This window comes from Dielma fastidiosa (assembly GCF_000313565.1).
Classification (GTDB): Bacteria; Bacillota_I; Bacilli_A; order Erysipelotrichales; family Erysipelotrichaceae; genus Dielma; species Dielma fastidiosa.
In genome coordinates this window covers 48,726-65,508 of record NZ_HE578925.1, presented here as the reverse complement: position 1 = coordinate 65,508, position 16,783 = coordinate 48,726, and the positions used below count along the sequence as shown (strand labels likewise).

At 37.5% G+C, this 16,783-nt stretch carries 17 protein-coding genes; 1 reads left to right on the top strand and 16 read right to left on the bottom strand.

The features are described from left to right. Positions 1–16 precede the first annotated feature (16 nt). The 11 genes from DAHG_RS18930 to DAHG_RS05970 all read right to left on the bottom strand — a co-directional run bounded on the left by DAHG_RS18930 (position 17) and on the right by DAHG_RS05970 (position 11,011). Positions 17–1,519, bottom strand: coding sequence for a PTS transporter subunit EIIC (locus DAHG_RS18930; protein ID WP_022937440.1), 1,503 nt, complete (start codon positions 1,517–1,519; stop codon positions 17–19). Positions 1,520–1,644: 125 nt separating this feature from the next. Then, a complete protein-coding gene (locus DAHG_RS06015; RefSeq protein WP_022937439.1) occupies positions 1,645–2,481 on the bottom strand; it encodes a PRD domain-containing protein in 837 nt (278 codons plus the stop codon). Between the two features lie 405 nt (positions 2,482–2,886). Further along, positions 2,887–3,294, bottom strand: coding sequence for a hypothetical protein (locus DAHG_RS06010; RefSeq protein ID WP_146211905.1), 408 nt, complete (start codon positions 3,292–3,294; stop codon positions 2,887–2,889). A 199-nt stretch (positions 3,295–3,493) separates the two neighbouring features. Continuing rightward, complete coding sequence (locus tag DAHG_RS06005; RefSeq protein ID WP_022937437.1) at positions 3,494–3,853, bottom strand: hypothetical protein; 360 nt, start codon at positions 3,851–3,853, stop codon at positions 3,494–3,496. Positions 3,854–3,922: 69 nt separating this feature from the next. Beyond that, the gene (locus tag DAHG_RS06000) at positions 3,923–5,017 is read right to left on the bottom strand and encodes an aldo/keto reductase (protein WP_022937436.1); all 1,095 of its coding nucleotides are present in this window, start codon (positions 5,015–5,017) and stop codon (positions 3,923–3,925) included. Positions 5,018–5,036: 19 nt separating this feature from the next. Continuing rightward, complete coding sequence (locus tag DAHG_RS05995; RefSeq protein ID WP_022937435.1) at positions 5,037–5,915, bottom strand: DUF362 domain-containing protein; 879 nt, start codon at positions 5,913–5,915, stop codon at positions 5,037–5,039. Between the two features lie 422 nt (positions 5,916–6,337). Next, a complete protein-coding gene (locus DAHG_RS05990) occupies positions 6,338–6,907 on the bottom strand; it encodes an ECF transporter S component (RefSeq protein ID WP_022937434.1) in 570 nt (189 codons plus the stop codon). 748 nt (positions 6,908–7,655) lie between these two features. Then, the gene (locus DAHG_RS05985) at positions 7,656–7,991 is read right to left on the bottom strand and encodes a type II toxin-antitoxin system RelE/ParE family toxin (RefSeq protein WP_022937433.1); all 336 of its coding nucleotides are present in this window, start codon (positions 7,989–7,991) and stop codon (positions 7,656–7,658) included. Continuing rightward, complete coding sequence (locus DAHG_RS05980) at positions 7,988–8,296, bottom strand: type II toxin-antitoxin system RelB/DinJ family antitoxin (RefSeq protein ID WP_022937432.1); 309 nt, start codon at positions 8,294–8,296, stop codon at positions 7,988–7,990. Before DAHG_RS05980 ends, DAHG_RS05985 begins: the two co-directional genes overlap by 4 nt. An 802-nt stretch (positions 8,297–9,098) precedes the next feature. Then, complete coding sequence (rlmD, locus tag DAHG_RS18925) at positions 9,099–10,451, bottom strand: 23S rRNA (uracil(1939)-C(5))-methyltransferase RlmD (protein WP_022937431.1); 1,353 nt, start codon at positions 10,449–10,451, stop codon at positions 9,099–9,101. Beyond that, a complete protein-coding gene (locus tag DAHG_RS05970; protein ID WP_022937430.1) occupies positions 10,448–11,011 on the bottom strand; it encodes a DUF1836 domain-containing protein in 564 nt (187 codons plus the stop codon). The genes rlmD and DAHG_RS05970 overlap by 4 nt, the downstream gene beginning before the upstream one ends. A gap of 161 nt (positions 11,012–11,172) precedes the next feature. Between DAHG_RS05970 and DAHG_RS05965 the strand changes: the two genes are divergently transcribed. Continuing rightward, positions 11,173–12,009, top strand: coding sequence for a DegV family protein (locus DAHG_RS05965; RefSeq protein WP_022937429.1), 837 nt, complete (start codon positions 11,173–11,175; stop codon positions 12,007–12,009). Positions 12,010–12,061: 52 nt separating this feature from the next. On the opposite strand, the gene DAHG_RS05960 is transcribed toward DAHG_RS05965, so the two are convergent. The 5 genes from DAHG_RS05960 to DAHG_RS05940 form a co-directional block, all read right to left on the bottom strand. Then, on the bottom strand, positions 12,062–12,421 hold the full coding sequence (locus DAHG_RS05960) for a hypothetical protein (protein WP_022937428.1): 360 nt from the start codon (positions 12,419–12,421) through the stop codon (positions 12,062–12,064). An 8-nt stretch (positions 12,422–12,429) separates the two neighbouring features. Beyond that, positions 12,430–13,662, bottom strand: a complete 1,233-nt coding sequence (locus tag DAHG_RS05955; protein WP_022937427.1) for an ABC transporter permease subunit — start codon at positions 13,660–13,662, stop codon at positions 12,430–12,432. Then, on the bottom strand, positions 13,659–14,549 hold the full coding sequence (locus DAHG_RS05950; protein WP_022937426.1) for an ABC transporter ATP-binding protein: 891 nt from the start codon (positions 14,547–14,549) through the stop codon (positions 13,659–13,661). The genes DAHG_RS05955 and DAHG_RS05950 overlap by 4 nt, the downstream gene beginning before the upstream one ends. 95 nt (positions 14,550–14,644) lie before the next feature. Further along, on the bottom strand, positions 14,645–16,057 hold the full coding sequence (locus tag DAHG_RS05945) for a sensor histidine kinase (RefSeq protein ID WP_022937425.1): 1,413 nt from the start codon (positions 16,055–16,057) through the stop codon (positions 14,645–14,647). Next, positions 16,041–16,751 (bottom strand): response regulator transcription factor, encoded by a 711-nt coding sequence (locus DAHG_RS05940; protein ID WP_022937424.1) that lies wholly within the window; start codon positions 16,749–16,751, stop codon positions 16,041–16,043. Before DAHG_RS05940 ends, DAHG_RS05945 begins: the two co-directional genes overlap by 17 nt. Between the last annotated feature and the right edge of the window lie 32 nt (positions 16,752–16,783).

The window sequence follows — 16,783 nt, the reverse complement described above, 5'->3', positions numbered from 1 at the left end:
ATACTCTAGGCTATAGTTATTCGGCAGATTTATTTGTGGGAAAGCCAAAAACAAGTCCAAGTCCAAAGCTTATAGCAAAAGCTACAATACAGCAAATAATACCAGGAATTAGACTTTTACCATCCCCTCCTGCAAAAATGGTAAAGAATAGAATGTTACCAGCGCCTAGTGTATATGCTTTTACTTGTAAAAGTGAAGCAAGGATACCACCTACACAGCCACCAGTAAACAGATAAATCATTGCTCTTTTAAATCTAAAAATACATCCATAAATGGTTGGCTCACTAACTCCACCTAAAGCTATTGTGATTGCATTGGAGCCTGCCATTGCTCGATCCTCTTTTTTACAGCGAATGAAATATGCAAAAGCAACACCAATTAAAGCATATGTAGCAACAACAGCGCTGAGCCAGAACAAATTATCATAGCCCTGTGAAGCAAAAGAATTTAAAATCACAGGAACTAAAGCTTTATCCATACCCAAAGCAACCAAGAAGTACCAAGCTCCACCAATTAAACCGACCGCTAAAGGTCCAACTGTAGAGGCTAATAGGTTCGCGATATTTTCAATCAAAATGCCACAATATGTACCAATCGGGCCAAGTACACATAAAGTAATAGGCAGCATAATCAAAACGCAAAGAAGTGGAAGGAATGCTACTTTAATGACAACCGGACAAATCCGATCGACGAATCGCTGTACATACGATAATACCCAAACCATTAGAATTACAGGAATAAATTGACTTGAATAATTCACTAGTGTCATAGGAATACCATACACGGTGAATGGTTCACCATTAGCCACAATACCCACTAATGTAGGATGGACCAGAATTGCAGCCAAGAATAATGCAATTGGAATACTTACATCAAACCGCTTAGCAGCAGACCATGCAGCAAATATTGGGAAATAATAAAATCCAGCATCGCCGACAAATGTTAATAGGACCATAACATCGCTCGTATCTGAAAACACATTGAGTAAACCTGGGCCTAAAATTGCAACAAGCATCTTGATTAACCCTGCACCAATAAAAATTGGGAAAATTGGAATAACACAACTAGATATTGTTTCAAATATTCTATTTAGAATATTTTTAAATGATAATTTATTGAGATTCGCATCTAAATTTTCGTTAATCGGCTCTGCCTTTGAGATTCCTGCTAATGTTATAAACACATCATATACATCAGGAACATGTTGACCAATGATAATCTGAAACTGACCCGCTGAAACTTGCGTACCAATCACACCTTTCAGTTTCTTAATCGTTTCCTGCTTCACAAGACCAATATCCTTTAATGTGAATCGTAGACGCGTTGCACAATGGGTTACCGACAAAATATTATCTTTGCCGCCAATATTAGTCAGAATATTTTCACATAGATTTTGATAGTTATCATTAATTCTATTCATACTGTTCTTATTTTTATCAATATAGGATAATTGATAAATTCCTTTCTTGCCGTTCCTTTCAAAATATACCTCACGGCCATCAGATATATTTAAATTCATTTAGATTTGTTAAAATACTTAAACATATTTCAGAGAGAGCTTCCATACTTGTAAAATGAAACATATTGTTTCAAAATAAAACCGACATAAAAAATCCAGTTGAATTTTATATGCCGGTGATGCCCTTAAAGGTGACAATCCGCTTTTGAACAAAGTCTATTAATGTGTATAATTAAATACAGTAACTCTTCTTCGTTTGGCAACCATTTTAGATTTGCATAAATATAATCACTAATTAACATAGCCCCCTGATAAGCTTCTGTAAATTCTGCTTTTGACTGCTCAAACAACTGCATATTCTTACTTGATGTTTCCACTTTAGATGGACTTCTTTTCAACAGATATTCCAGATGAGTGACAAATCTTATATAAGTTGCATCATTTTTATCTATTGATATCTCCATCTCTTTCTCAAGCAAATCCATTATTTCAGTTATCACTTGTTCTTTACTTTGAAATTCAGCAGTATTGCTTGAATATACTTCTGCCTCAATAAAATGAATGGCAATATTTGTAACCTCTTTATCTGGAAGTCGAACACCTAACTCATTTTCAACTATATTAAGTGCTATCCGACCTACTTGCAGTTCCTTTTCATATAAAAAGTTAATATCTTTTCCTAAAGGATTTGCTATAAATATACCTTTATTGAGTCTATCAATTGCAAATGTGATATGGTCCGCCAAAGAAAATATCAAATTTGAAGAGAAGCTGTTATTTAGATAAAGATTCGCAATATCCACTATTTTCGTTGCAACTTCAAATGTTTTTTCAGGTATTTGATTAGCAAGTAATACCATATGATTATCAATATCATAAAAAGTACGTTCTACTAAGCTTAAATCTTCAAGCTGATAAGGCATTTTACCAAAACCTATCCCCTTGCCGTAAGCAATAATTTCTTGACCATTTGAGTCTAGACAAATAGCAAAATTATTGTTTATCTTTTTTTTAACAAGCATTCACTCACCACCTTATAAAAAAAACTTCTTTACGGCGCCCTAAAAAATAACTAAATAGCTATTAAGGTTATGCCTTCTAAAGAAGTGACAGTCCTATCTATATTTTGTATACGCTATCATTCTAGCACCGTGTAATTTGCCTGTCAATAGTTTGATTACAGAAATATTCATTAAAAAACCTAAGAAAAATTTAGTCCTTGCAGGCTGGTTTTCATTTGTCCTTTTCTTGTTTTTATCATATGTAATTATACAGGAAGTTGCTAAAAAGCTTATGCTTAAAGAATACAAAATCTATGTAAATGTCATAAACATCTCCAATTAATTGTAAAATATTAACTATTTCAATCAAACCTTCCTCAGTGACTTAATATCTAAACTGCATATCCATTTCATGTTAATAAATTCTTAGCTAAAATGCAAATCATTTTTGGATGCCCATTCTTCAAAGATTTGATTATAAATATCACCGCAAATTGTTAAAAAATCATCATATAAAGCTAATTCTTGTAGTTTCTCTAAGAAAGCATCCACATAATCATCTCTTCTTAAAATATTAAATAATGCAGTTCTCATTACTTTATCTTCCACGCAATCTTTCACATACAAACGCATAATTTCCTTGTGACCAATCTCTTCGTATGATGGCAGTCTAAAATTATTATAGTCATATTCAGGAATTAAAGCATCATCAGTCAGATTCTCCATTTCAGTCTTTGATATTGGATAATTATCAAATTGATTTGTATCCTTATGATAAAACAGAATGGTTCTTTCTCTTTTAATTGACAGCATTACATCTATGATTGTAGCCATGCGCACACACATTTATCCTTTCTGAATTTAACTATCAAATTACTGATATAGGCTTTGTTTTGCAACTAAATATCTCTTAAATTTCGCCTTATATTATTATTTATAATAACTATTTTGTATAACTGGCAATCACATGTTGAGGATTCTGAACGCATTATAACAAAAACACCAATCTTAACGATCAGTGTTTCCGTATTCATTATTTAAGCAAGCTATCCTTCTTTGCTAAAATCAATTCAGCAGCCGCGCAAGCCGGGCAGTCACAATATACAGCCCCTTCCGCTTTGATTTCTTTACCGTGAGCAACAATATTATGGGCCAATTCAGCGCCAAAATACTGTACACCAGCGTCTGATCCAGCAAAAGCGATTAAATTATCAATAGTTTCAATATCTTCTGCCAATACATCAAAATACCGTACTGTTTCAGCTGCCTCATGATCAGTTCCTAAAGCATCAAGCCATGCCTGCGCAGCCGCTTTCAATTCATTGCAGCAAGTTGATGCCTTCATTAACTCATGCGTTTTTTCAATCACAAAATCTAAGCTTGTTTTATCCATAAATGTACCTCACTTTCTAAATGTAGAATAACACATTTAAATCGAAGATACAATTGATTAGAACTTATCTTACTCACCAAAATAGGCTGATATTTCTTTCATCCTATCCATCTGATTCACCCTGAACGGGCAGCGGGTATTACAATGAGCGCACTGTATACAATCGCTGGCTTTTTTCGCCAGATGATGATAATGATCCTTAGCCAGCTCATCATCCAGTAAAGCTAAATCATAATACTTATTAATTAACGCAATATCTAGGCCGGCAGGACAAGGATGGCAGTGCTTGCAATAGACACATTTGCCTTGCTGCTTGATGGCCTCAAATGAGCCGAGTACAGAATAATCACGCGCTTCATCAGAAGCATTCAAATAGTTTAAAATGCTTTGCAGATCACGCAAATTACGCACCCCCGGCAACACTGTAACAACCGCTGGTTTATCCAAGGCGTATTGAATACATTGAACTTCACTTAAAGCATGATGGAAAGGTGACTTTTTAGCATCCAGCAGCTGCCCGCCGCAGAATGGCTTCATGACTGAAATAGCCACCCCTTCCTTTTCACAGCGGCGATATAAATTCATTCGTTCATTGTTTTCACCGATTGCATAATCACCATATTGATTATCATAGGCCGGATTAATACTGAACATAACCATATCGATTAAGTTCATATCCAACACTTTATGAACTAAGGCTGGTGTATGTGAAGATAAGCCTAAATGCTTTACAATACCCTGTTCCTTTAACGAAAGCAGCAGTTCGATAATGCCATGACGCTTAAATGCCTCAAGATCAGCCGCTTCATCAAGACAATGTATAAAACCAAAATCGATCGTGTTAGTCCCTAATTTCTCTAACTGCCAGGCGATTGATTTTTTTATTGCCTTAGGATCTGTACTCCAGCCATACGCTCCGGAATCATATAAAGCGCCAAAATGAATCTGAAGATAGACCTGATCACGTTTACCTTTGATAGCCTTGCCTACTGCTTCAAATGTTTTCGCATGGCCGGCTGCCAAATCAATATAGTTGATGCCGTTTTGCATCGCATGTTCAATAACACCAATAATTTCCGATTCGTCCGATTCACCTAATGAGCTGGTACCCAGACCTATAACACTGATTTGTTCATCACCGTGGGGAAGTCTTCGATATTCCATATATTTCACCTTATCCTATTTATAAATTGATAATTTCATAGTCACGGCTGCCTAGCTTTAAATCGGCGGCCGCTTCAACAGTATGAATACCATGACGGCTGTTCATCCTTTCAATCAGCGCAGCCTTGCCTGAATCCGGCGAATTAATGACAGCATCATAACAAGCCTGATCCAAGGCGACCGGATCTAATGAAGCAAAAATACCAAGATCCGCCATTTCAGGTGCATGTGGATGAGCATCGCAATCACAATCCACAGACAGATTATTAGCCACACTGATGTAGACAATATTTTCTTCACCGACAGCATCAACAACACCTTTGCAAGCATCAGCCATCGATTCTAAGAAGGCATCCTGTTCAGGCAGATTCTCCCATAACTTTGTGTGATCAGATGTTTTGCCAGCCGTGTGGATATTTGTCTTTCCATCGGTCGATGCGATCCCTATACTCATATTTTTAAGTGCGCCGCCAAAACCGCCCATAGCATGACCTTTAAAGTGAGAAAGAATCAGCCATGAATCATAGTCCTTAAAATGCTCACCGACAATATTTTTAGTCAAATGGAAACCGCCATTAACCGGTATTTCCATCTCACCCTTTTCATCCATAATATCACAAGGCGCAATTTCACTGAATCCATGCTGTTTAATAGCTTCCCAGTGATCCTTTGGATCCATGCGTTTTCCCTCGTAAGCCGTACAACATTCAACAATTGTACCATCAAGCTGCTTTACCAAGTCCTTAATTAATAATGGATTCAGAAAATGATGGCCGCCCGGTTCACCGGTTGAAATTTTTACGGCTACTTTTCCATGAAGCTTTCTGCCTAATGCCTCATAGATTTTAATCAAACTGGCTGCTGTAATTTCTGGTGTAAAATAAACTTTTGCTTTCATAACGCGTCCCCTTTCAAATTTGCTTAAATTAAACTTTTAATATAACAATAAGATTTTGAATTTTGAAGTTTTTAAAAGATTCTCCTTCATCATAGTTATACACCTTGGAGTTAACTCCAGCGCAAGTCTTTTTTATTTAATTGATATAATACTTAATCTTTGAACCTGCTCCATTAAATGATCTTCCTTAATTCCGCTATTATAAAATGAAGCAGTAATAGGAATTGCACCATACATTATGGCGAGAAAATCCCAGAAATGCTGGCAGTGATACCTAATTTATACTGACCAAAAGATCAAAAAGCATGATATCTTCAAGCTTTCATAAATAAAGATAGATTCATTCACGCATCATGCTGACAATCATTGATTCACCTCCTTTTCGTTTAAGCTAAAAAGGATTTTTAACCCTGCTTCACTCATTAATTAGCCATTGAGCCTGCTGTTTGTTTTATCTCATGCTTAAACGGTACTACCTTAGCACGATTCAAGGCCGCCATCACGGCAGGAATTAGCATAAGCTGCAGTGCGATACCAGGAACAGCATTCAGCAAGGCACCGGTAATAAATGCCTGAAAAGTGAATGCTGTACCGGAAATACTTAGCAGCAGTATTTGCGCAATACCCCAAACGATACGGCCTATAATCATTGATACACATAGACATTTATATAATGCTTTAACACACTGCCATTTAGAATTTTCATATAAATAGCCAGATACAAACGCATAAGCAGCTAATTCAAAAGCCATTGCAAGCGCTGTTGGATAAATTGGCGGCATCCCAAAAAACATTGAACGCAGCAGTGGTAATAGAAAAGCCATAGGAAGGCCATACTGCCAGCCGCAGATTAATGCGCATAAAAATACTGGCAAATGCATTGGAAGCAGCATACCGCCAATCTGCGGTATTTGCCCGGTAAAGAACGGCAGCACCATACCTAGCGCAAAAAGCATTGCCGTAATTGTTAAATTCTTAAGATTGTTTTTCATTTGATTTACCCCCCTTTTAATTTTAATTTCAAGTTGATAGGCTTGCAGACCTAAACAAATTTTTCTACATTTTTAAATGTATTCAGAACATTCTATTCTCAATGTAATTCACATACGCATCAACCCTTCTTTACCAAAACCTTCTTTCGTCATCTACAATCATTGCTTCTATTATAATTACAGCCGTCGTCTATGTCTAATGCCTATTTTCTCTATGAATTAATACCTAAAAAGCATACCCAATCATCATTCTGCATTCGGCTTCCTATATGCTCATAAAGTTTGTGCATAGAGTTAAAGGGATTTTTGAACAACCCCGCTAAAGTTATAGGTAGTGGGTTGACCCCTAAAAAAGTTATAGAGCCAATAAATCAAAAAATGAGGATACAATAATTAATCCTCATTTTTATATGAAGTGTATACATGCGTTGGTAATGTATGGCCTTTGGAAGTGATTATTAAATGAAACAACTTAACTGTCAGAATAAATTTGTAAAATAAAACTTTATAACAGTATTTTGAACCCTACTATTCTCTGCTATTATTTTTGCCGCTTCAATATATAAATCGATATATTCTTCCTCCGATTTACTGCGTACAAATTCCTTTTTAATCACAGGTGAATAGGATAAAATTGAAACTTTTCTAAATCTGGATCATTAAATCCATCCATTTGATACTTAAAATATGATTCTTTTTCTTCCATTTTGAAAAATTAATTTGGTAAACAATTTGTTTTCACTTCTCCTTATAACTTCTGATTTGTATACTTTTTTAACTGTGCGTCAATATCTCGACCACCATACATTACACGAATTATGGTAATGACAGCATACTCTGCATCTGGAATGTAAAACACACAGTAATTATCTACAGGCATGATGCGCAGACCTCGACTGTGCCACGGTTCCTTTTCGTATCCACGAAAACGCTCAGGCATCTGGTCAAGTCCCATGATGCCCTCCTCCAGTCGGTTAAGCTGACCTGCCGCATTTTCTGGGGACTGAAGTTCAAAAGCAATATACTCATAAATATTTCTAAGGTCTCTATCCGCCTGTTCTGAAACCTCAATTTCAAAGATCATAAATAATAATTCTTGCGAATGTCTGCAAATACCTTACTTGCTGGCTTTGTACGACCATCCTTCATGTCCGCATAACCTTTCTCTAATTCTTCATTTATTTGTTCCTCTGATAAAGTGCCCATGTCTAATGGTCTTGCAGAGGGTATCTTGACCTCAAAGGGCAATCCTCTGTGAAGGATAATCTGTTTATAGAACATATTGATTGCATTCGATGCAGGAATGCCAAGTGCAGAAAGAATTCCCTCTGCCTGCTCCTTTACCTCTGGTTCAATTCTGGCATAGAGATTTGCTGATTTTGCTGCCATAGTAATCGCTCCTTTCTAAAACGCATTTCTTCTACTTATAGTATACTCACTTGTAAGTACAATAGCAATACATTTTTAATATTTGCAACCTTTCATTAAAATTTGTCGAAATCCTCCTGCATTGCGACCTCTTTGAACTTATAATCATCATTCCTGCTCTCTGAGTACATATCGTTGACCATACCAATCGTGAATAAATCTAAGTCACGGATAGAAAGGCCAAGCTGTACATCTTAACGCCGGAGGCTGGATCCATCGGAACCTCTAATGCAATAGTTTTCTACATCAAAGGATTAACTGTTGCCATTCTTACTGATAACTCAATTTGGGAAAATTAGAATATCTGGATGATAATGCTGTAACAAAAGAATTTACGCAGCTAAAGGGAATCAGTAATTGGGCTGCTAAAATGTTTTTGATATTCGTTCTAATTAGGCAAGATATTCTTCCTTTTGAAAATATGGCCTTTTTATAGGGATATACATGGACATACAAAACTAACGATTTATCCCCATCATCTGTTAAATCAAAATGCAAAAAGTGGAAGTCCTATTCTTCCATTGCCACCCGATATATGTATAAAGGATTGGATAGAGGGCAATTCATAAATATTCTTGCTGTCAACTCCCCTTCCAAATATCACTCCTATCAACACAATCCATAAAAAATAGTACTGTCAACTCAACCTACCACACATAAAATGATAGATAAATTCTGACAGACATAAAACAAGGGATTTCCGACATCCAGCACTCTTCTGCCCAACACTGAAAACCCCTTGTTTTAGCCACTTTTTCGCACTTTATTTATCTTTGCGCGACATCAACACAACACTCTCAACATGCGCCGTCCTTGGAAACATATCAAACGGATAGCATTCCTCTGCCTGATAGCCATATTTCATCAGCACCTTAATATCCCGCATCTGCGTCTGCGGATTGCATGACACATACACAATCTGCTTCGGTTTCATATTCGCCAACGCTGTCAAAAAAGCCTCATCACTGCCGCTTCTTGGCGGATCGATAAACACAGCATCTACCATCCGGCGCTGAGCCGCTGCTTTTTTCATATATGCTGAAGCATCTTCACAGACAAACTCGACATTTTTAATTTGATTCACAGCCGCATTTTTCTTCGCATCCTCAACCGCCTGACGATTGACTTCGACACCAATGACCTTCTTAGCCTTAGAAGCCGCGCTGATGCCAATCGTACCGATTCCGCAATACATATCATAAACCATTTCATTACCCTTTAAAGCCATCAATTCAATCGCTTTGGCATAAAGCTTTTCTGTCTGATCATGATTGATCTGATAAAATGATTTAGCTGATATGGTATATTTTACCCCTAATAATTTATCAATAATAAATCCCTTGCCATATAGTATCTTTTCTTCATCGCCCAGCACAACACTTGTTTTTCTTGAATTTGTATTCTGAACCACACTTGTTACCTCAGGACAGCGCTGAATTAATTCACTCACAAAATTTTTACTGCCCGGCCATACCTTCTGCGCACCTACGAAACAGACTAACGTCTGATTACTCATAAATCCGCGCCTAATCAAAACATGACGAAGAAAACCGGTTCGGCGGTCTTCATCATATATTTCAACGCGATATTTAATTATCAGCTCTTTAATTGTCTGAAGAATGCGATTGCTGACTTCATCATGATTTAAGCAATTCTTGATATCCACGATTTCATGAGAATAATCACTATAAAAACCAAACTGCACCTGTTTGCCATGCCGTCCAAAACTCATGATAATCTTATTTCGATAAGCACAGGGAGCCTCCATGCCGCACACATCATGCACCTTGAGCCGCAGCCCCTGACTATTGACAAGATCAATGAGCTGCTGTTTCTTAAGCTGAAGCTCATAAGCGTAATCCATATGCAGATAAGCGCAGCCGCCGCATTTTAAACTGTACGGGCATGCACTGTTAACTCTTTTCGGCGAACGCTTGATCAACGCATCCACTCTGCCAATCCAACCCTCTTTAATACGTTTGATTAACGTCACCTTTACTTCTTCATCAGGTAAAACACCATTCAGTATAACCGTTTCACCTTGAATTGGTACATAAGCCTGACCATCCATTGCAAGCTGCCTGACTTTAATATTTAAACTTTGATTCAGCTTCATTTTGATTCCCCTTTAAAATAAGTATCAATCATCTTCTCCGCGACCCGCTTCATTTCATCAGCCATAGAAGTAAAACCAAGCAGCAGCAATAATAAATCCTTCTTCTGTGACGGATCAAGCATTTCAACATCAATCAAACAGCAGATCGCATCACCTACTGACTCACGAATCTGCTGCTTCAGCTGAAGATAACTCGTATAACTATCTTTCAGAGAATCCACACTATAATCGTCAGTCTCCGATAAATTCTGCATCACAATTTTAATATCCCCTAAGGACAGTGTATTCTTCATTGATAAAACAATCATCAGCCTCAGCATATGCTCCAGCGTATATTTTTTACCCTTTGCCGGCGGCAGCAGCCCTTCCTTAGTGTAATTATTAATCATTGTTTTAGTAACAACCTTAGCTTCAGGATCACGCTTGTTCTCTTCAAAAGCATGATTGATCAAACTGATGATCTGATCCATGTATAAATCAAGATCTGGTATTTCACTGACACTTAAATCACGATCATTTAACGTGTCATGTATCATTTTTTTTAATTCCATTGTTTCCATAAAAAACCTCATTTCATTCATATTGTACTTTATTTATAGAAATTTGCAAGTTTAAGGTTGTAAAAACCTTATTTTATGATATGATTAATTACATAAAGTAGTATTCAATACTACTTTACATCAGATTTCATATGAGAAATATAATAGAAAGTGAGAGAATCATGAATAAAATTTTTACCGATACATCAACCATGTATACGCCTCAGGAAGGCGCTGAAAAAGGCTTTAAGGTATTCCCATTAAGTGTTTCAATCAATAACCAAACTTATCAGGAATTTGTTGATATTGACACCCCAACCTTTTATGAGCAAGTATTAAAAGGAAGTATTCCTTCTTCTTCTCAGCCGCCGATTGGTATGCTTATGGAAGCCTATGATGAATGTCAGAATGATGAAATCATTCATATCTGTATGGCAGATGGTCTTTCCGGTACTTATCAATCAGCGTTAAGTGCTAAAGATAGTGCGGCTTCAAAAGAAAATATACATGTCATTAATTCAAAAACGCTTTGCGCACCGCAGCGTTTCATGGTAGATAAAGTCATGGAATTAGTTGCTGAAGGTAAAAATACAAATGAAATACTCTTTGAGATTCAGCGTATGGCTGATTCTGCTTTCTCATTTTTAATACCTCAGGATTTTAGCTTTTTAAAACGCGGCGGCCGTTTAACACCGTTAGCTGCAACAATTGGCGGTGTTTTAAAACTGAAACCTGTGATGATGCAGACTGAAGATGGCTGCCGTCTTGAAAAATTCGCATTGGCCCGTACCATGGGTAAAGCTGTCGATATGATTCTTGAAGATATGCGCCGCCGCGGCATTGATTCCTCTTATTCTATCGGTGTATCACATGCCTATGCGAAAGAGCAGGCAGAAGGCATTCTCACAAAAATAAAAACTGCATTTCCAGATATCAGAATTGAATTATTTGAACTGACACCTGCTTTTATTACCCAGGGAGGTCCTCAGTGCATCGCCATTCAGGCCATTCAATGCTAATTAACTTATAGATATAAAAGCGATATAGTCCAGCTATATCGTTTTTTCTTGTTTATTTAATGATTCTTATTTCATATACGGTTGGATAATAAAATGGCGTTTCTTCAATGAATGCATCCTTCAGTCTCACTTTCACATGAGTGCCGCTTTGAAGTGCAGCAATCTCTGCCCTATTACCCTTTTCGTCAACTAATGATGTTTCACTGCTGATTGCGAGTGAATTATTAGGATCAGCATATATTTGCGTTGTTCGCTCCACAATCAGCCGTACTTCCCCATCACTTTGTATAACAGTATTTAAAATAACAGCTTCGAATGTTTTCTCAGATGCTTTAGTGGATATCAGCATAAAAATGGCAGCGAGTAATAAACTTATGAAGATAATCATGCCAACTATGTTTTTCTTTTTCATAAGAGCCTCTAAGCAGAAACCTGATGCTTTTTGAAAGCATGGCATGCTGATATCACAAAAACAATTGTTATAATCGGATAAACTATCATCCTTACAGAAAGAACATCGAATACCAAGCCGCCAATCTGATATGAAATATATTTGCCAAATTCAGGCATCATCGCACGGTATGGCAGCAAAAATAAAAGCTGGTTATATATTCCCTGAGTTCCCGTAGGTGTCAAAAACATTGGAATAAATAAAACAGGCACTAATATAGCCAATACCATATAAGGAGTTTTCAGCTTAGCGGATAACAGTAATGTTAAGCCAGCCATGGCTATCAATACAAGATAAAGAACACCAGTATTGATCAGACACATCTGCAGCAAGGTGAAAGGATAGGGAATGGTTGTACCCAATATCTGCAAGGGCAGCTGCCAGCCATCGAATCCGAAAAAGGCAAGCGGCAAGCCAAAAGCAACGATGATATGCAGAGTAAACGCTATAATGGCAAATAGAAATGCGGCGATTATTTTAGCGCTGACACATTTTGTTTTTCCATATTTTGCAGATAAGATGAGGGCATCGGTTCCCATCTGATATTCATTGGAAAACACAGGAGCGATTCCGATGCAAATTGAGAGGATGGCAAATATTAAAAGTTCAAAGCTCGTCAAGATTACTTCCCAGCCTTCATAATATCCATAATTAAACGGCACAGCAACATGCTGATTTAAGTTCTGCCAATACTGCTTTTGCGCATCAGAGAGATTGCGGGACGAAGCATTCAGCAAAGCATCAATCTTTTCTGCCCTTGCCGCATAGAAGCTTGTTTCACTTAAATTCAATTCAGGTAATTGATTATATCCCGCAGATTCTCCTTGCTTGGCGTAATTGGTCGCAATCAAGCGCAGCAGCTTTTCTTTGGGCGCGATATCCTGCCAATAAGCATTACCGATTAAGAATTTTTCCGTGCCGTCAAAGCCAACATTATCCGGATCAGCAAAAAGCTGAGTTACTTCCTGAACAACATCTTGCACAAATTCATCATTCAGCACAACAGTATTTTCAGACGCAAGAGCTTTTTCATACTCGATTCCCGCCAAGCCACGCAGTACACCCTCTTGATTATAAGTTTGATACTGCAATATTGGCAGTCCGAAAAGGAAGGCTGTCAAAAGCACGCTGACGACCATCACGATCAATGTAGAAGGTTTGCGCAGGATTTTTAAAAATTCATATTTTACTAGGGTCTTCATAATTCACCGCTCCCTTCATTTTGCATTTCTTCCGCAAAGTAATATAAGAACAAATCTTCTAAACTTGGTTTCACATTAACAGCTTTTTCTGAGGGAGCCGTGTCACTGACGATCCGCAAACGTACAGTATCATTTTCATGATGAAGATTAACTACTGAAAAACATTCATTGTATTCTGTTACTTCATGCTCAGCCGCTAAAAGCTCCCACACCTTACCCTCCATGCAATTGGTAATTGTATTCATTGGCTCCTGCAAGAGAAATTTACCGTTTTTCATCATCAGAATGGTATCAGCAATGTAGGAAACATCAGAAACTATATGGGTAGATAATATTACAATTTTTTCATTAGCAAAATTGGCAATAAGATTGCGAAAACGCACACGCTCTTTAGGATCAAGCCCGGCTGTCGGTTCATCTAAAATCAGGATAGCAGGATTATTCAATTCAGCCTGAGCAATTCCCAATCGCTGCTTCATGCCGCCGGAGTATGTTTTAATTTTCTTATTTGCCGCTTCCTGCAGATTAACCATTTGCAGAAGATGTTCTATTTGATGTTTAGCTTCTTTTTCATTAAGCCCTTTCACCGCTGCCATATAATACATAAATTCCCGGCCGGTAAAATCAGGATAAAAACCAAAATCCTGCGGCATATACCCCAATTGAGCATGATAGCTCTCTCCTAATTCTGCCGCCGTCTTTCCATTTAATAAAATACTGCCGGCTGAGGGTTTCAAAACATTACATATCATTCGCATCAGTGTTGTCTTACCTGCACCATTAGCGCCAAGCAAGCCATATACACCGGGTCTTAAAACAACATTAATATCATCAACTGCACATTTAGCTCCATATTGTTTTGTTAAATTCCGCAATTCAAGCTGCATCTTAAAAACCTCCCTTGGTATAAAAAATAGGCAACCTATGCTAATAGCATAAATTGCCTATCTTAAATTAACCTTTTACCTTCCTTAAGTTTACCTTAAGCTGTGAATTTGGGAATCAAGAGGATGAATTCTGTCCCTTCATTAAGCTGACTCATCACATTAATTTCACCGCCGTGCAGTTGAATTATCTGTTTAGCAATCGCTAAACCTAAACCGCTGCCTTCTGCCTTTTGTTCAGTATTCGTTCCTCTGTAATAACGGCTGAAAAGCTTGGCTAATGCTTCCTCATCCATGCCGGTGCCATTATCACGGATAGATATCATTATTTTTTCACAATCATTCTCGGTAACCGTTACTGCTACCTTAGTTTTAGGCGGATTGTGCATAAAGGCATTAATAATTATGTTCTGTATCGCTCTGCGAAACAATGCCTCATCAATTTGCGCGTATATTTCCGGCTGACTGCTGACAAATTCTATATCATTTTCACTGAATTGAGGATCATTGATTATATCAATAATACAATCCCGCAAACTGTGAATGATAGAAACTTCTTGTGGGTTAAATGGCAAAGCCCCTGACTCTAACTGATAGGTCAGCTTCAAATCGTTAATCAGTTTTTCTGTATGATTCACATTCTTTAAAATAATTGACGCATATTCCTGTATCAGTGCTTCATCATTCAGCGTTTCCTGAGATAATATTTCCGCATACCCTTTAATCGGCGACAGCGGTGTTTTCATATCATGAGTGATATTGGCAATCCATTCTCTGCGTGCTTGTTCACTCTCTGCCTCTAACTGATCCGCATGCTTAATTTCATCATCCATTTTGTTTAATGCCTTATAAACCTCACCAAAAGTACCCTTCTCTTTTATCGGCTCATAAGTACGCAATGAGAGCTGTTTAATGCCAGCAGATATTTTCGACAGCTGATGTGACAGCCAAAAACATGCCGCAATAACCAAAAAGATCAGCCCCAGTAAAGCTGCCAGCATAGCTGTCTTGACGATGGGAGAAAGCCGGCCAAGATTTTCTCCATTGTAATAAAGCATATATTTTCCAATCGCATAGGGGAAGCCAATAATGTAATTCCAACGATTTCCCTTATCTTCAAAACTGCTGACAAAAAGTGTATAGTTTTCATCATAATTATCTTTGGTGAATAAAATCAGTTCTGATGGTGAGTAGGCATTAGGATAATCTTCAGGCTTATTGTGTGAAAACACCTCATAGCCGTCTTCATCAACAATTTGAATCCATAACCCATATTCATCTAATCGGGTCAGCCCTTTTGCCTCAACATTAAGCTCTCCATCTTCACAATCAAGCCATACCGCAAAGTTATCCGTAAAAATACTTGGCCATGATGCTAAACTAAGTCCTTCTGGTTCTGGAATATAAAAAATATAATAAACCATACCCATGAGCGCAGCAGTCAGCAGCAGAATAAGAATGGATATGACAGCACTGATTCTTAATACGATATTTTTACTTCGCTTTTTCATGGGGTTCTACCAGCTTATATCCTAAGCCCTTCATCGTGAGAATGTATTGGGGATCATTAGGATCATCTTCAATCTTTTCACGCAAATGGCTGATATGCACCATAATCGTATTGTCACAGCCAAAACTGTCTTCACTCCAGATTGCCTCATATAATCGTTCCCGGCTGATAACACGGCCTTTGTTTTGTGCCAAATAATACAAGATTTCAAATTCTCTTGCCGTTAATTCAACAGGCTGATTATTTTTAGTTACCCGGCACCCTTCGCCATCGATGATCAGGCTTCCTATTTGCAGCCAATGCGGTTTTGATGCCTCTTCAGTATAGCCCATACGGCGCAGCTGTGCTTTTATACGATATGCAACTTCTTTGGGACTGAATGGTTTAGTGACATAATCATCACCGCCTACCGCTAAACCTAATATTTTATCAAGCTCATCATTTTTAGAAGAAAGGAATAGAATGGGACAATGTGAAAATTGACGGATTTGTTTACAAACCTCATAGCCATCCATATCGGGCAGCATTACATCCAAAATGATTATATCCGGCTGCTGTTCCAAACAGCTTGCGATTGCTGAGATACCATTATCTATTTTTATGATATTTTTAAAACCTTCGATATTTAATGCCCTTGCAAGTAAATCCAGTATATCCCTTTCATCATCGACAATCATTAGTTTATAATCCTTCACTATATCCCTCTCCTTGCTTTTATTACCTTCTA

What these genes read in the sequence shown, in the direction of transcription:
- rlmD (WP_022937431.1), bottom strand. Translation starts at nt 10,451, where the DNA reads ATGAAGCTGAATCAAAGTTTAAATATTAAAGTCAGGCAGCTTGCAATG.
- DAHG_RS05950 (WP_022937426.1), bottom strand. Translation starts at nt 14,549, where the DNA reads ATGCAGCTTGAATTGCGGAATTTAACAAAACAATATGGAGCTAAATGT.
- DAHG_RS05970 (WP_022937430.1), bottom strand. Translation starts at nt 11,011, where the DNA reads ATGGAAACAATGGAATTAAAAAAAATGATACATGACACGTTAAATGAT.
- DAHG_RS06000 (WP_022937436.1), bottom strand. Translation starts at nt 5,017, where the DNA reads ATGGAATATCGAAGACTTCCCCACGGTGATGAACAAATCAGTGTTATA.
- DAHG_RS06005 (WP_022937437.1), bottom strand. Translation starts at nt 3,853, where the DNA reads ATGGATAAAACAAGCTTAGATTTTGTGATTGAAAAAACGCATGAGTTA.
- DAHG_RS05945 (WP_022937425.1), bottom strand. Translation starts at nt 16,057, where the DNA reads ATGAAAAAGCGAAGTAAAAATATCGTATTAAGAATCAGTGCTGTCATA.
- DAHG_RS06010 (WP_146211905.1), bottom strand. Translation starts at nt 3,294, where the DNA reads ATGGCTACAATCATAGATGTAATGCTGTCAATTAAAAGAGAAAGAACC.
- DAHG_RS05980 (WP_022937432.1), bottom strand. Translation starts at nt 8,296, where the DNA reads ATGGCAGCAAAATCAGCAAATCTCTATGCCAGAATTGAACCAGAGGTA.
- DAHG_RS18930 (WP_022937440.1), bottom strand. Translation starts at nt 1,519, where the DNA reads ATGAATTTAAATATATCTGATGGCCGTGAGGTATATTTTGAAAGGAAC.
- DAHG_RS05960 (WP_022937428.1), bottom strand. Translation starts at nt 12,421, where the DNA reads ATGAAAAAGAAAAACATAGTTGGCATGATTATCTTCATAAGTTTATTA.
- DAHG_RS05955 (WP_022937427.1), bottom strand. Translation starts at nt 13,662, where the DNA reads ATGAAGACCCTAGTAAAATATGAATTTTTAAAAATCCTGCGCAAACCT.
- DAHG_RS06015 (WP_022937439.1), bottom strand. Translation starts at nt 2,481, where the DNA reads ATGCTTGTTAAAAAAAAGATAAACAATAATTTTGCTATTTGTCTAGAC.
- DAHG_RS05965 (WP_022937429.1), top strand. Translation starts at nt 11,173, where the DNA reads ATGAATAAAATTTTTACCGATACATCAACCATGTATACGCCTCAGGAA.
- DAHG_RS05990 (WP_022937434.1), bottom strand. Translation starts at nt 6,907, where the DNA reads ATGAAAAACAATCTTAAGAATTTAACAATTACGGCAATGCTTTTTGCG.
- DAHG_RS05995 (WP_022937435.1), bottom strand. Translation starts at nt 5,915, where the DNA reads ATGAAAGCAAAAGTTTATTTTACACCAGAAATTACAGCAGCCAGTTTG.
- DAHG_RS05985 (WP_022937433.1), bottom strand. Translation starts at nt 7,991, where the DNA reads ATGATCTTTGAAATTGAGGTTTCAGAACAGGCGGATAGAGACCTTAGA.